The organism is Paenibacillus silvestris, assembly GCF_009882985.1.
In the GTDB taxonomy this organism is placed as follows: Bacteria; Bacillota; Bacilli; order Paenibacillales; family NBRC-103111; genus Paenibacillus_E; species Paenibacillus_E silvestris.
Map to the genome: position 1 here is coordinate 1,161,104 of NZ_WTUZ01000010.1, position 16,440 is coordinate 1,177,543.

General features: G+C 44.5%; 10 protein-coding genes. 3 read left to right on the top strand and 7 right to left on the bottom strand.

The window, feature by feature from the left end; all coding sequences use genetic code 11:
• Window positions 1-497 precede the first annotated feature (497 nt).
• Both GQF01_RS08750 and GQF01_RS08755 read left to right on the top strand, forming a co-directional pair.
• Complete coding sequence (locus GQF01_RS08750; RefSeq protein WP_161406384.1) at window positions 498-1,436, top strand: magnesium transporter CorA family protein; 939 nt, start codon at window positions 498-500, stop codon at window positions 1,434-1,436.
• A gap of 422 nt (window positions 1,437-1,858) precedes the next feature.
• Entirely contained in the window at window positions 1,859-2,263 is a 405-nt protein-coding gene (locus tag GQF01_RS08755; protein ID WP_161406385.1) for an Rrf2 family transcriptional regulator, read from the top strand.
• A gap of 103 nt (window positions 2,264-2,366) precedes the next feature.
• Here the strand turns inward: GQF01_RS08755 and GQF01_RS08760 are convergent, their stop codons facing one another.
• Window positions 2,367-3,107: an SDR family oxidoreductase gene (locus GQF01_RS08760; protein WP_161406386.1), complete on the bottom strand. Its 741-nt coding sequence runs from the start codon at window positions 3,105-3,107 to the stop codon at window positions 2,367-2,369.
• A gap of 174 nt (window positions 3,108-3,281) precedes the next feature.
• On the opposite strand from GQF01_RS08760, the gene GQF01_RS08765 reads away from it, so the two are divergent.
• Complete coding sequence (locus tag GQF01_RS08765; protein WP_161406387.1) at window positions 3,282-3,860, top strand: TetR/AcrR family transcriptional regulator; 579 nt, start codon at window positions 3,282-3,284, stop codon at window positions 3,858-3,860.
• 238 nt (window positions 3,861-4,098) lie between these two features.
• On the opposite strand, the gene GQF01_RS08770 is transcribed toward GQF01_RS08765, so the two are convergent.
• From GQF01_RS08770 to GQF01_RS08795, 6 genes are all read right to left on the bottom strand, one after another.
• A complete protein-coding gene (locus tag GQF01_RS08770) occupies window positions 4,099-5,727 on the bottom strand; it encodes a metallophosphoesterase family protein (RefSeq protein ID WP_161406388.1) in 1,629 nt (542 codons plus the stop codon).
• A gap of 21 nt (window positions 5,728-5,748) precedes the next feature.
• A complete protein-coding gene (locus GQF01_RS08775) occupies window positions 5,749-6,531 on the bottom strand; it encodes an MBL fold metallo-hydrolase (RefSeq protein WP_161406389.1) in 783 nt (260 codons plus the stop codon).
• Window positions 6,532-6,630: 99 nt separating this feature from the next.
• Window positions 6,631-12,264, bottom strand: coding sequence for an S-layer homology domain-containing protein (locus GQF01_RS08780; protein ID WP_161406390.1), 5,634 nt, complete (start codon window positions 12,262-12,264; stop codon window positions 6,631-6,633).
• A 555-nt stretch (window positions 12,265-12,819) separates the two neighbouring features.
• Window positions 12,820-14,418: a GGDEF domain-containing protein gene (locus GQF01_RS08785; protein WP_161406391.1), complete on the bottom strand. Its 1,599-nt coding sequence runs from the start codon at window positions 14,416-14,418 to the stop codon at window positions 12,820-12,822.
• 119 nt (window positions 14,419-14,537) lie between these two features.
• Entirely contained in the window at window positions 14,538-15,776 is a 1,239-nt protein-coding gene (locus GQF01_RS08790) for a TolB family protein (RefSeq protein ID WP_161406392.1), read from the bottom strand.
• Window positions 15,777-15,907: 131 nt separating this feature from the next.
• Entirely contained in the window at window positions 15,908-16,363 is a 456-nt protein-coding gene (locus GQF01_RS08795; protein WP_161406393.1) for a CBO0543 family protein, read from the bottom strand.
• Window positions 16,364-16,440 lie beyond the last annotated feature (77 nt).

Consider the following 16,440-nt stretch of genomic DNA (forward strand, 5'->3'; position numbering starts at 1 on the left):
CTTCATGTGAAGTTCTTGGAACGAATGTTACGCTTTTTAGCAATCTTTGTAAAACACGGTTGTCGCACGCTATTCAGGCTTTTTGACGTATTTCGCATATGAAAACGCGTCCAATTAGTAGACACTTTCATTTTCTATGAAAATGCTTTGGTTTTCTTCCGTTTTTCACAAATTTCAGTGAATCTGAACCCGAACCTTATTGGATTGAAAATCAGACGAATTTCATTTTTACTTTATTTTTATACGTTTGCTATGGATTTTTTACCTCATCTTTATAGGAATCTGCGTTACAATTATTCAGTGAATTAGGCATTTCATTCATCCCATGAAAGGAGTTGAACGTTTAATGCGAAGTCGAAGTTGCAGCGAACCTGAACCCAAACATCATCACAGGGAAGTCATGCATCTATCTGATCAGGAGAGACTGATTACGGTTAAACATCAACTCTTTTACGAATGGGTTCATGAATGACTTCCTCATCAGAGGAGGCTATCTTATGTACAACATCTATTCCAACAATGAAAACGGCATGCTATTTAAAAATAATCAGATCGGTTATGGGTGTTGGATTCATATGGTCGCTCCAAGCGGGCAAGAAATGACGCATGTTGCTCATACACTTGGTATTCCAATTGATTTCATTAAAGCTCCTTTGGATGGAGAAGAACGTGCGAGAATTGAAAAAGAAAATAAGCATACACTAATTATGATTGATATGCCTAACATCACCAAAAACGAGAAAAATCAACTTATTTATGAGACTGTCCCACTAGGCATCATCCTAACTGGCGATTGCATTGTTATGGTCTGTTCAACCGAACATCCGATCATGAATCAATTTATTCATAAAAAAGTGAAGCATTTCTACACGAATAAAAAAACAAATTTTTCACTTCAAGTCCTGTATGTAATCACCCTGCTTTACTTGAGATATCTGAAGCAGATTAGCAAAATGATGAATGAAATTGAGAATGAATTGCTCCAATCCAAGAAAAATAAAGAGCTTTTTTCATTGCTAAATTTAGAGAAAAGCTTAATTTACTTTACAACTTCACTGAAATCTAACCATATGGTTATGCAAAAAATGCTTCGCCATCACTTCTTGAAAATTGGGGAAGACGATCGCGAGTTATTGGAAGATGTGATGCTTGAGAATCAGCAAGCCATTGAATTGGCTGAAACCTACAGCACAATTTTGAGCAGCATGATGAATGCTTTCGCTTCCGTTACTTCCAATAATTTGAATGTTGTGATCAAATTTCTGACATCTGTGACGATCATATTATCATTGCCAATGATTGTTGCTAGTTTCTATGGGATGAATGTAGCGATTCCCTATCAGGCAGGTCCTCATGCCTTCTTGGTTGCTATCCTGATTTCGATCCTTCTTTCTGGTACAACGGCTTTTATTTTTTGGAAGAAACGGGTTTTTTGAATGAAGTAGAGAAAACCCAGCCATGGGCTGTCCCCAAAGTCATTTAATGACCGAGAGGCAGCCTTTTTTTGCACTTTTGGGAGCGCCTCTTCAGATGAACTGGAAATACTACCGCTAAATCGCCCAATAACACAGCTCAGACATGAATAAATCGAATTTCTCCAGTTAATGCAGGCGATTGAGCTTGAAACAGGGTCAAGACAAGTGAATTAACGAGATTTTTTCCAGTTATTACGTTTTTATAGCAAGGACTAGCTTGAAATAAAGGGAGTTTTTCCCGCTATTCGACCAGGGACAGCCTCTTGTAGCGGCGCCATGACAGCGGAGAAGCTAGACGCTAGTTTTTCTGCTATAATGGGGTAAATGTGTCGAGTAGAAAGAAACCTCATACTTTCATTATGACACCTTGTGGGGTGATATTCATGGTTAACACACGTCTTTCCGTTGCTATTCATATTTTGTCTCTAGTTCATTCGGACCCTAAGGCTTCTTCCGACATGATCGCGGGAAGCGTCTCAACGAATCCCGTTGTGATTAGAAGGATTACCAGCATGTTGAAAAAATCCGGGTTATTATCGTCAAGAGTAGGAGTCGCCGGGTTTGCATTAACCAAAAGTCCAAGCGAGATCAGCTTATATGATATATACAAGTCCGTTCAATTGGAATCAGAGATTTTCAATATCCATGATAATCCCAATCCGAATTGTACGGTAGGTCGGGAAATTCAACAAACTTTGGATAAAACCTTTGCAAGTGTGAAATTGGCTATGGAAAATGAGCTAAGAAATAAAACACTGCAGGATGTTATTTATCACATTTTCAAGTAGTACCTATGTTAGAAGTGTATCCAAAGTACAAGAAACCATGTATGACATAAAGGCTGCCGACCGTTTGTTGTCGGCAGCCTCTCTTTGCTGATTCTCAAGATGATCAAGCTAACGCGGTCGGCCTTACCATGATTTCGCTGATCAACGTATCATCAGGTTCATTAACGGCAAAAGCGATGGCTCTGGCAATGCTGTATGGTGAAATGCCTAAGCCGCTTATTTGACCGGCTATTGCCTGCACTTCAGGGCTTGTAATGCTGTCAAAAAGTTCGGTCTTCGTCAGACCCGGAGCAATTACGGTAGATCTGATATTCGAAGCCGCTGATTCTTCAAGTCGCAGGCCTTCCGAGATGGCTCTAACAGCGAACTTCGTAGCCGCGTATACAGCTGATGTCGGTGACACTTGATAACCGGAAGTGGAGGACAGATTGATGATATGGCCGGCCTGCTGCTCCCTCATGGTTGGCAGTACCGCTGCGATGCCGTATAACACCCCTTTGATGTTCACATCGATCATTTGATCCCATTCGGCTACTCTTAATTCATTCATCCTCGAGCTCGGCATGACGCCTGCATTGTTCACCAACACATCAATTCGACCATACGCACTTAAGGCAAATTTGGCCAATTGCTGCATATCTTCCGCTGAAGCGACGTCTGCTTTGACAGATACAGCCTCTCCGCCACTCTGTTTGATTTCAGCTACAATCGCATGCAGACGTTCCTCTCTTCTCGCAGCCAAAATCACCTTTGCGCCATGCTGGGCTAACAGCTTCGCTGTAGCTTCACCTATCCCACTCGATGCTCCCGTAATAATAACCACTTTATCTTGTATGTTTTCCATCGTTAAACACTCCTTCATTTTCTTATTTATAAAACGCGTGTTGAATATTTAACGGCCGTTGATTAATATTATAGACAGAAGGCCCGATTACTCAATGGTTGATTGCTGTGCATTTGTTACATATCCAACACCACGCACACGATTGTTGATTATCGGAAGGAGGTAACGCAAGATATGGAAACCACTGTAAAAACGGACCGCCGCATTCTCAGATCCAAACAATCCATCATCAAGTCTTTTCTGGAGCTATTTTCGGAAAAAGAGTTTGAACAAATCACCATCAACGAGATTGCAGAACGCGCCAATGTGAACCGCGGCACCATTTATCTGCATTATAGTGACAAATATGATCTTTTGGACAAATGCATTGAAGATCACATTAACGAATTGATATCGCTCTGTACGAAACGAGAGGCCCATAAGGATAAACAAGGAATGGTGCAGGATCCCAAACCGATCTTCGATTATTTCCGCGATCATTTCCCGTTCTTCTCTGCCATGTTCTCCAATCAAAGAGTCTTTCTGTTCCGGGAACAGCTGCTGAATTTCATCTCCGTCAATTTAATGGTTAAAATGAAAAGGCCGGACAATCAGCCTGATATCGATCATGAGTTAAAAGCCCAGTTCATGGCCTCCGCCTTTATTGGCATTGTGGAGTGGTGGATTCGTCATCAAATGCCGCATTCCACGCAATTTATGGCTGAACAGGTTAGGAATTTATTTGAGAATAATCAGGTTTACACGAATCATTGAAGTCACTCAGGGAACTGTAGTCCCTTATTTTAAGGCAAAATAGGCTATTTCCACTTTAGACGGAACTACAAGGCCTTATTTGTCCGGCATCCTGCGTTTAACAGCAGAAATCTCCGAAATAGCGGAACGTAGTTCCCCCCAACTGTGGAACACGTGCTTTTCCAGAGATATAACGGACTACAGTTCCCTCTGGAACGCAAAAAAAACCGCGATCAACGCGGTTTTCCCTTTTTTACAGCTATGGAAGGGATATCTCCCAGATTTGCACCAGCGAACGAGGATCCTCATCCGTTGCTTCCAAAGCAACTGCGAAGTGAAGAGGACCAAGTCCATGCACCCTCGAAATCGCAGTTACTAAACGACCGGGTTTCTGCTCGAACCAGCCTGTGCCGCTACTCCGCGCATACACGCTCCCAGCGCTCAGTAGAACAAATCTTTCTCCACCTAAACAGACCACCCCATCCCACGCGAGAACAGCAGCCTCATAGCATGTACCATCCCGCTTCATCAAATGACCCTGTTCATCTAAAAGAATAAGTTTCCCACCTTCAGCAGTTATTTGGACAATTCTTTCTCTGAACGTTTGAACTAACGAATAGGTTGATCCTATGACTTCAAAGAGATCTCTGCCACATGCAGCCCAAACTCCTCCTCCATGTCGCTGCGCCAATGCTGAAATTTCCTCAGGGAGAAGGAGTACCTCGCCTATTTCCGTCTCTGACAGTTCCCGAACAAAGCGGTATGGATCACATGGATCGCTTTTCTTCAAGGATCTCCCCCATGCTTTCCATAAGCCATCTTCCGAAATTACAGCAGAATGAACCGGATCTCCGATATGATGGGTTCCAAAAACAGCTTCCAACTTATAATCAACTTCCCACATAAACCCGTCACTCGTTACAGCTAATAAGCGATTCTCATTCATCGTTACAAGCTTTGTTATGTTAGTATCTCTTCCGCCAATCCCGCATGATAGTTCTCCCCGAACGTACTCTATTGAATTTCTACCAGAGCTGCCATCACCCATACTCCATATGTTAAAAAGACTGGACCAATCCGGCTGCATACGCACATCGCCAGTCTCATGATCCAGCGTAGAGACACGAATCACGCCTTTATCCATATCAATGACGCGCGAATGTCTCTTACCATCTCGGGTGTAAGAGCTGTGCACGCCCGTATGAAAAAAAGTAACGCCATTCCGATACGTGCTGGAATCTTCAAAATCATGTCCTAAATGATAATGAGCGGAGAACCACATTTTAATAGAAGGATAATCCTGAATGAGTTGCGGCCATCTGTCAAAGTGATGGTTCTGGTCCAGATACGCATTCGTCGCTCGAACATGTACAAGCGGGACCGTTCTTAATGCCGCGCCAACTGGAGGAGCATGGGTAAAGAAAATACAGGGCACCTCCGGTCGTTCCTTAAGCTTCGACTCGATCCATGCAAAATGCTCATCCGTCACATAACACTCTTGTATCTGATAGCAGGATTCCCGCGGTTGAGGGTCCGTTCCTACAAAAAATAATCTAAAATGCTCATATTCCATCACGCCATTTTCTTCATCAAGCTGGTACAACTCGGCCAGCTTTCGGGCCATGGTTCCTTTTAATTGCTTCCCAGGGCCTGTCTCTCTTTGAAGATCATGATTACCCAGAATAGGGCGAACCTGCGACTTCAATTCTCTCAGAAATTGGTACCCCTGCTCAAGTCCTTCCACACTGCCTATCGTAGAATGGCACCCGAAGTCACCTAACGGGATAACCAAATCTGGCTTACAGCTATTGATATGTTCGATAGCTTTTTCAGTCAAATGATGCTCTTTCGGGTGAATATGAAAATCCCCCAAGACGACGATACGCACGATGCCACTTCCTCTGTAAAATCAAATAATAACCGTATTTCCTACTTCCGGCCAAATAACCTGGCCTCCAAAAATACGCTTAGCCGCCTGCACACACGCCTCCGAACGTTGGATACTCGTATGGATCAAATACAGAGTTTTCACTCCAGCCTCTAACGCCACTTTCGCTGCGTCAACAGCTCCGGCATGCAAATATCTGTTATTACCCGGGTCCGCTGCATGTGGCCCCATCGCCGTTTCATGAATGAGCACAGAACTGCCCTTCACATGATCGATGATGTGCTCGGAATAAGCCGTATCGCCTGTGTACGAGAAAACTTCCGCTGATCTTCGATCCTCGAAGCGATAGCAGAGCCCTGCCACCGGATGAATCGTCCGGCAAGTATGTATATGAAAACGCTCTGTATGGAAGCTTTCACCCGCTCTTAAAGGAATCAGTTTAGGCTGTCCTTTATGCGAAAATCCCTTCTCATTTTCCAAAAAAGCTAGAGCAAATCCAACAATTCTCTCCAGATCTTCCATTGGACCGGCAATGGTTAACTGGCTTAAATGCTCTCCTCTGGACATCCAATAATAGAGTAACGAAGGTAGCGACATGTAATGATCATGATGAAAATGAGTGAACACCACATACCGAATCTCCAGGGGATCGAATCCCAATGTCCGCATGGTGTGTATCGAGTGCCATCCTGTATCTATCAGCATATCGCGATTAATGATCAGGCAGGGGGAATCATTTCCACTATCGGGAATAGCACCTGTTGTACCTAGGAAAGTTAAGCTGTTAGGAGTTGTTTCGCTCATGTCTCCACCTCGTTTAAGTTGTTTGGCCGAAGAATTAATCAAAGACAAATGCAAAGCGATCGCTCCGGAGAGCGATCGTTTTGTCCATTCATTCAAAGCTTAATTTTTCTTTTCCATTGCTTTGAGCAACGTCGCAAGCATCTTAGCTGCTTCAGCTCTAGTTGCACTCTGAGCAGGTGCAAATCGGTTGTTCGGCAATCCGTTAATAATCCCAGCTTGTTGCGCGAAACTCACCGCTTCAACCGCATAAGAGGAAATACTCGCTTCGTCCCCGAACTGATTCGGTGTTACGTTGCTTTCCAACTTATATCCAACGAGATTGGTCAAACGGATAAGGATAACAGCCATTTGTTCCCTGGAAATTTTCGCATTTGGTGCAAAAGATTCTGCGTCGATTCCATTGACTACTTTATTTTTCTCTGCCCATGCAACGTACGGCGCATACCAATCAGTAGACTTAACATCTGCGAATGTGCTGTTCGTATAGGCGGATACATCCACACCTGCGGCACCTGCGATAAGTTTTACAAATTCGCCACGTGTAATTTCATTATTCGGAGAGAACTGATTGTCGCTTACTCCGCTGATAATGTCTTTGCCAGTCAGATAATAAATATCCGATTTTGCCCAGTGCTCATCAGCATCTTTGAAATCAAGAATTTTTTGCGACGTCAACAAATACTCAGCTGCAGTTGACGTTGTGAACGGAATCGCAACTTCTCCGTTTTCGCCCACAGTAAGCTCGGATACAAGTACAGGAGCTTGATCTGCGGAATTTACCGCGTAGAAGAACAGCTTTTTGCCTGCTTGTTCTTTGCCTGCTTTCGTTTCTAGCGTCATTTTCCCTGGTAATGCACCTTGTTGATTAAGGGAAAGACCTAACACGACTTTACTTTTACTCACTTGAACCGGCGTCATGATCTTCCCAACAGGAGCAAGATTTACGAGACTTACGCCTAAGTCAAAATGATCTGAACCTGTCGGATTTGTAATATCCTCCGAACGAACAGTCCATTTGTAATCACTACCTACAAATGTTTTTGTCTGGCCTTTTACTTTGCTGAATTCAGCAAAAAGATCGGAAGATACAACGCTGTCCTTCAATAAATCAACAGGTTCATCTTTTCCGCCTACAGGAGGTGCTGTAGGAATAGATCCACTAGAGCCATTATTAGTATCATCATCATTATCAGCCTTAGGTCTAATGGTTACTTTTGCAACAGCTGTCAAACCATCTAATGCAGCAGTAATTTCCTCTTCTCCTACTACTTTCGCAATCAACATGCCATTTTCTTGAACGATGAATCCATTCTTGAAGCTGAAAGTGACGTCTTTCGTATCAATCTCAGAAACTGTACCGTAAGCATCGGTTCCTTTAATCGTTGGAATGACTTGTTTACCAAGTTCAATAGATGGATCAACGGACATCTCGATCTTGACTGGTTTTCCTGGAGCTGGAGGCGGAGTCGGCTTAGCAATGATTTTGGCGATGGCCGTCGCATTCAAACCGCTAAACGTAACCGTAATTTCTTCGTCGCCTTCGGCATCTGCCACGATAACTCCATCTTCTTGCAAGTGTGCCTTTCCGTTCTTGAAGCTGAAGGTAACGTCCTTCGCGTCAAGGGCGTAACCCACGCCGTAAGCGTTGGTTGCTTTAATCGTCGGGATGAACGTGTCGCCGACTTCCGTTTCCGCAGGAACGGACAGTTCAAGTTTGACCGGATTGACGTCCGTAGGCTTAATCGTCTCGACCGAAACAGAATTGCTCTTTCCTCCGGATGTTGCCGTAATGATTGCCGTACCGGAAGACTTCGAAGTTATAACACCATTGGTATCCACGGAAGCTACGTCTTCGTTGCTGGATTTCCAGTCAATCCCAACTAATTTGCGGTTATTGATTTGAGTCAAGTAATTTGCAGGATACTCTCTGAAATCCCCGAACAAATCCATTTGGACTTGGGATCCGATGACCGTGTTCATTTTGCCCGAAATAATCGCGTCGTTATGAATGTAAACCTTCGTCAAAAGAGGGTCGAAAGTGTACTTCATTTTGCCGCCCGAAACCGTCATCTTACCTGTGCCTAGCAAATCTCCATCGCTATGCGGGAGGTACGTCTTATCGGCGCCGTTACCCGTAATGATGTATTTGACTCCGCCGACATCCCAAGTTTGAAGAGAATGCAAATGTCCAAAAATGCTGTAGATATCCGCATCTGGATGCTCAATCTTGTAATTGCTTAGAATAGACTCGTATTTCGCAGCGTCCTTCGGATCCATTTCATGCTTTGTGCCGAATGCGTCGCGCGTAATGACATGGTCATAAACGATAACGTTTTTCTTCGTATTCTTCTTCAAAACTTCTTCCAACCAATGGAACTGGGTGGAATCCGACAAGGTAAGACTTTGGATGTATGCCGAGTTCAGCATGATAATCAATGTATCCCCGTAGTCGAAATGCATCGTCGGAGAACCGAATTTCTTATAGTAGATATCCAAGGTGTTCTGGAACGCTTCATGATTACCCGCCAATACGAAGAATGGTTTAGAACCTGGGTCCCCGAAATACTTGTTGACGAAGCCCGACGCTTGATCGTATTGCAGTTGGGAACCGTCATCCACGATATCCCCCATGTGCATGACTAACGAAGTATCATCCGCTGCAACCTTGGCGAACAATTTATCGGTAAACGCGTTGCCTTGCGTGTCCGGAATCATCGAGATTTTGAAGTTATCTCCATCTTGCGGTTGAGGGATCGAAGCCAAAGTCAATTGATCCTTATAAGTCGGCATCGCGTTCCCGGCTTTATCCCGAGCATTGATTCTTAAAGCATACTCGCCATTCGCCAAGTCGCTTGTCGGTTCGGCATATCCCCAACCCGTGTTGGCGTCGTAATAGACAGGCAGCTCGATATTATTCATCTTAACGGAGATGCTCTGCGGATCTACTTGCGACTTGCTGTCCAATAGTTTGAACGTGACCCTCGGCGTCGGAATTTTGACCATGACGTCCTTCGTAGGTGTTACGTCTGTCAATGTCGGAGCTTCCTCATCCGGTGTCAAATCCACGTGATACGTTTTGTCGATATATGGAACTGATTCATTGGGGGTTAACGCTTTGTCGTAGGCGTCTACGAATACTCTGTAATCCCCTTGCGCTAGATTTTCCAATTTGAAACTAAGTCGACCCGTGACTTTATCATAAGTGTAATCCTTATAATCCACGTCATTGATTTTAACCGTTATTTTGTTCTCGTCTACCCCGGAGAGACTATCGGTAATCGTAGTCGAGAAATCAAGGGTATTACTGAATAAGCCTTCCGACGAAGGACTAGTTTCAGTAAACTCCGGACCGCTAGTATCCGTAACCTCGTCCGTATAAATAAATTTCATATCATCGAAATAGACCGTTCCGGAATATGCCGGCTTCGATTTTGTTGTCTCAACCATATACAAATAGTTAAGCGTAATCGGTAACTTCCAGCCTTCAGGGAAAGGTACTTCCAAATACTTCCAACCAACCCAGTTAATATCGTCTGTTTCCGTTGTTAGGTCGAGCGTTTTATCCGCGCCGCCGGATGAATCTTTAAATATCGCCCTTAACCAAGGAGCCTTGCCGTCCCCGTATACCCAAATCCCGAATTTTTTCGGATAAACTTCAGTCTTATACGTGGAAAGCATTTGATCCGCAAGAGCATCGGACCATTTCGCACCCTTATACCAGTGCGGGATCCAGTTCAGCGTTCCGTTCGAATTTTTGTTTGTCCACTTACTAAGGTCATAATCCATTTTAAAGCTTTTGCTTCCCGAATGCTTAACCGCCGACGAGATGCTCAAGTACGGGCTTGTTCCTGCGCTTCCCGCATATTGGGAAACACTGTTAAAGCCGATTCCGCTTAGATGGTAACCTTCGATCGGGTACGTCTCGAAATTGTCGATGACCTGCTCTTTGATACCGACCGTAACTTGTGTTGTTAACGTCTTACCCGCAACCGTTGCCGTTAGCGTTGCCGTTCCGTTACTATCGTTAGATGTGACCAAACCGCTCTCGTTCACTGTACCGATACTGCCGGAAAGACTCCACGTTGCCACGGAAGGGTCGATGTAAACCTGGCCCCCGGTTGCATCGGTAGCAACAAATCCGAACTGCTTTTTCGCGTTATTGTTCATAACTACGTTGGTGCTCGTCAAAGCAAGGGTAGACACGGCATCCACGACCGACACTTTCGCGCTTCCTTTCACGTTGTCGACTGTCGCGGAGACTTCTCCCGTGCCCACTCCGGTATTCGCGATATAGTGGCCATTCGGATCGACGCTTCCAATGGTTGACGCCCAAGTTGCAGGACCGTTGCCGCTGGAGATCGGATTGCCGAATTCATCCGCCAAACGATAGGCGAAATCGTATTTCGAGCCAGTGTAGAGCGTCATGTTCTTATCGACGACCACGTTGCCGACCTTCGTGCCTTTCGTCGCCGTGCTGACGAATAACAAGGAGCTGGAAACGAGTCTGGAGCCATTGACATCGCCAGGATGGCTGACGGTTACCGGACGATCGCTGCCTGCTTGGCGTACGATCATCTCCGTCGAACCGCCGCCGTCCAGATTTAGCGCATTGACAGCTCCTGCTTCTAATAAATATTTCCCAAGATCGGGAAGACCTGTTCCAATGCTCCCCGTATAATTAGTGCTTGGCTTGTCTACGGTTACCACGACAAGGCTTCCATCTGCCTTCATGCCTAATGCCGTACGCGCGTTAGCGGCCGGATCGCCGGTCGTCACTGCTACGCCATCACGTACAAGCCATGCGTTAGAGGTGATTGAAGTCACGATATTGTTGTTCAAGATATCTTGGTTCGCGGCATCATTGCCTACGTGTAAATCGTATGTAAAGCTAACCTCGGTGTTCGCCTGCAACGCCTGGACGATTGATTTCGACGTGCCTACGCCTTCCAGAACGACGGAGTCGTCAGGAATATCGAAGCCTTCTGTCGACGTTACGTTAACAACAGTACCCGTGTAAGTTTGCCCCGGATGAACGCCGTCGAAATTGTTGCCCACGCGGATCAACGCGAACACGGACTTGCCTTTGTCCGTAGCATAGTTATGCGTCATTTTACGCGTTTTCGTAACTTTGCTCGTATGGATGACTAAAGCGTTATTGACAGCCTGGTTTCGGTTAAGCAGGTTTACGCCGTAGACGGCCCCCGTAACCGAGAATGTTCCTTCAGCATGAACTTCCTTAATTTCGGGCTTATTTGCGGTATCCATATAAAAACTGATACGATCGTTATCGCCTGGCATCTGGCTTACAATCAGCTCGCCGTCCTTCATCATTAACCCGAGCGGATTTCCGGATGCCGGATCGATATCGTAAAAATCGCCGTCAACTCCGGCAATGACTTGATTGCCTTTCAAAATTTCGCGGTTTGCCTGATCGCCTATTGTTTCTACGGCACTGATGGTATCATACGCCTTGGCAGTAATGATCCTCGTGTTCGAATCGGCCGGATTAATATCCAGACGGTTAACGACTACGCGATTGTTCGGTTTATAGTAGTTATTGTATTCCTCCGAGGTAAAGTGGACGCCTGAGGAAATCTTCTCGCTTTTCAGTATGTTTGCGTCACCTGGCGGAGCTGCAATGGCCGTCAAAGCACCCATGCTCGATACATTCAGTACCGTCGCGATTGCCAGCAGCATCGCCGGCAATTTTTTGTTTCTAATGATTCTTTTCATACAACTCTCCCTTCAATCGTATAGAACGTTAACTAGACTTTTTACAATACGGTACTATACGACTTAATAAGAGCTCCTTCAATACAATCGAAGCATAGGAAACATGTTGATTTTGTAAAATGAAACAAAAATCTCGCACCAATTTGTGCGTTAACACATCATTCCGAAGCAGCTTCGGAACATTTATCTACATAAATATGGTACTTAATAGATTATATGGATATGAAACAACCCTTTTCTATTTTCAATGAAACGCTCTCATAGGTGACAGCAAACAATTCTAATCATGACGATGTCAGACTTGTCGTATAGATGCGAAATTGCAACCTTGTATACATATAGGCAAAAAAAAATTCACAATGCAGCAAATTCCCCTTTGATAATTGTGACTTTTCCTTGAACATATAAAAATTATGTAAACAATTACTTGATTGCCACCATAAAGTTTCACCGTGTTAAAGAACTATAAATTCATCCATATTTACAAGGCATGGAAGTGAGTCATAAAAAAGGCTGCTCTCAAGGTAATTACCTTGGGAGACAGCCTCTTTCGCTCTACGCCATTCTGCTCACTCCATTAGCCGCAACAGCAATCGCATTCTTCCCATTCCTCTTCACCTCATACATCGCTTCGTCCGCCTTTTGCAACAAACCTGTGAGATCCGAAGCGTTGTCAGCGAATAGACTCACCCCAGCACTAAAAGAAACCGGAATTATCTTTTGATTGAAAAGAAAAGGGTTAACCGAGAGCGGAAACAAACGTGAATGCGCTTCCTCGTACACTGACATTTGAGCCAAATCGATAGGCATTAGCAGGACAAATTCGTCCCCGCCGATTCTTCCTGCAATATCTCCTGGCTTTGCATGCCGCTCCAATAAATCCGCAATATGCTTGAGATAGTCGTCGCCAATCAGATGTCCATACGTATCGTTCACGGTCTTAAAGTTATCTAAATCTATCAATATGAGAGCGAACGGCTCACCTGCTGCTATTTTACGATTCGCATGTTCCTGCACGGCTGCCCGATTCAAGAGACCAGTCAGTGGATCATGATAGGCCAAATGACGATACTTCCTTTCGGATTCAACCAATTGACGTTCCGTAGCTTTCAGAGAGGTAATATCCGTCAAATTCAGGATAACCATCCCCTCCTCAGCGCCTTCTATGTTCTCTATGCTGACAATCATATCTAACTGGGCTTGATCATGAACTTTCAGTTTCATTTCCCAATTGATTTCGCTCGTCTGCTTCATCAGAAGCTCATCCCATCTAACTTCCAAGCTTCTATCATCGTCAAAAAACAGGCTTGAAATAACATGGATACGACCCCTGCCACTGCCTGATAAGCCAAGCAAACCCTGCGCGCGCGGATTCATCTCTTTGACATTCCCCTGCCTATCAAGCAGGAAAATAGCGGTCGGAGCGGATTGGAACAAGGTGTGAAACAAGTCGCGATAGCTGGGCAGAAAGTCGTATTTACTAATGAGCCTTCTAAGCGACACAACCCACAGAAGAGTTCCGGAAAAATAAAGAGCAATAGCAGCTGAACTCGTAATATAAGCTAGAGATAGGAGGAGAGTCACAATAAGAATCCAGCCAAAGAGGGATAGTAACCCCCCTAAAAGCCTCACGAGCATTTTTTTTCGTTTCAAATGTTGGGTAGTCAGCCAGGCAATTAACAAAATCCCCACAGCCAAAAGGATATAACTTCCAACAAAAAAAACCGCTAAACCAAGCATAAGCGGACTTAATGGACTAGGCCCATCCACCCTTGGCTGGTAAAGATGCTGAGGACCAAAGCGCAGCAGCAATATCGCCAATGAAAGCAGCGGTGTTAGGTATATCCATATGACAAAATGTCTTATTTTCGTACTCGTCTTACCAGCAACAAGCACACTAAGATGCACAAGATTGCTGATTGTCAACAGCAGCATTGGGGCATTCCAATAGAGTACGATTAGGCTTTCATACTGCGGGAAAAGCGCTGTTTTGATATATTCCCCAAGAAAATAAAAGAGCAAAGAGAACATGAGCAGCGAGGCTACGCGGTTCACCAAGCTTTGTTTATTCCGGGCATACATAGAAATAGCCATATAAAAAAACATATAGGATGGCAATAAAATCGTTAGAAAATCAAGCGATATTTCGTTCATCTGGGATTCCTTTTCATGAGGATTAACACGATCATTTATCGTTTAATGTTATTCTAAATCTCGCAAAAATACAACAACCCGAACGCTGGAATAGCGAACGGGCTGTATGGAAATTGCCACTAACGATGAGGCTCATACCAAGCCAAAACCGTACTCCAATTACTCCATCCATAATAAGGAACGCCTACATCCAACTGAGAGATGCAGATCTCCGCATAACTTCCATCTGGGTTCGAGTTCCACACTTCCGCATGTTTGCCATCGGACCGGATCCACGTCAGTTTATTACTTTTTCTAAGAATGTACGGCCCGAAGTCTCCGCTTTGTTCCGGTGGATGAGTGAGCTGCCTTTGCTCTTTATTGGAAATGCTCACCTGATACAAAGCGGGAAGCGGCCAATCGCCATCCTCTTTGGACTCCTTAGACCTTGAAACAATAATCATTCGGTCATTTTCCCATGTAAAATCGCGATCAGCGAATCCAAGCGGCGTAAAGGAAGCTGGCTTCATAGCAGGCAGGTCCTTGAGCTTCAAATGCTTATTCTGCACGGCCATTCGGCCTTCCCCAGCAATATAAGCAAGTCTTGCCTTCGTAGGCGACCATGCAAACCACTGCGGGTAGTGCAGCATGTTTTCCATCTGCTGAAACTGATTGCCATCCGCAGACAATACGCATAAGGCATTGCCGTCAGCTGATAAAGATGCCGTTGGATTCGCGGTAAATGAGATCCATTTCTTATCATTTGACCACTTGAAGATGCTTGTGCCGACGGCAAAAAAGCTGGGTGATTCCGTAGGAAGCGTATAGAAATGCTTACTCTTAGCAGGGTCCATTTTGGCGTCCGACGGAACCATATAGAGTTCAACATTCGTCCACCCGGATGGCCGCAGTTGGGCTGGCGAAGATACCAGGAATCCACTGCCATCAGGCAGCCACGAGTAGTTATCCACACCGAGAGTTACGTTCTTAAAGGGTTCCACTTTTTCACGAGTAACCCTTGCGATATTCAAAACGCCATCTATTTTAAAAGCAAGATCATTCCTACCGGGAGCCCACTGAAAATTGTCACCGCCTGGATACACACGGTTATGTTTTTTCATCTCCAAGCTGTACACCCATATCTCATGCTGCTGTTCTCCGAGGGCAAGAGAGTAGGCAATGAACTTCCCATCTGACGACCATTTGGGCTCGCTTACCTTTTGATTTAGAGTGATTTGCAGCTCCTTATCCTCTTTTTTAATCCACAAATCACCGCCTCGTACAAACGCAGCTTGTAAGGAATGCTTGGGTTCAGCAAATCCGACATGACACCATAAGAGCGAAATCAACAGGCTCACTACGATCGTTTTAATTTTCATCAGGTGCCTCCTCTTCAAGTGTTACAGGAGTATTTTTAGCAGGTTGATCCAAATTATTCCTAAATAGCTAACAACAAAAAAACTCTTAACAACTCATACTGACCACAGGCCCGCAGAGCACTTAAGAGTTTTCATTTAAAATAGCCGTACCTTATCAAAAGCCTGTAATACAAATAAACTAAGCTATAAGCCAGCATATAGGAGACAAAGGTCCAACCTATAGTCCAGTGATTGCTGTATTCTACTTTGCCAAAAATAAATGCCAAGAATTCCAGCGCAGTCGTAGCCAGGCATAAGCAGCCTATTTTCAAAAGCACATGCCGATTATTTTTTCTAATCCAATAAATCATATAACCCGCCATCACGGGATAAAGACCTAAATCAAGCGGAAGTGCCGATAGTGTTTCATCATTTTCAATAAATGGTGTGAAGTCCCAGAAATTCAAATGATACCCTGTATCGTTGATTAATCCGGCTATTGTGACCGTAATTGGGCTTATGAGAAATACAATAATTCGAGACTTCCTATACAAATAGATGCCAAACACCCAGGGGATTACAAATCCCACAATAATGTTAAACAGCATGATTTATTTTCACCTCTTAACTCTAGGCCTCTAGTATTACCAGATGTTGGCGAAAATATGATGTTTACATAAGTGCT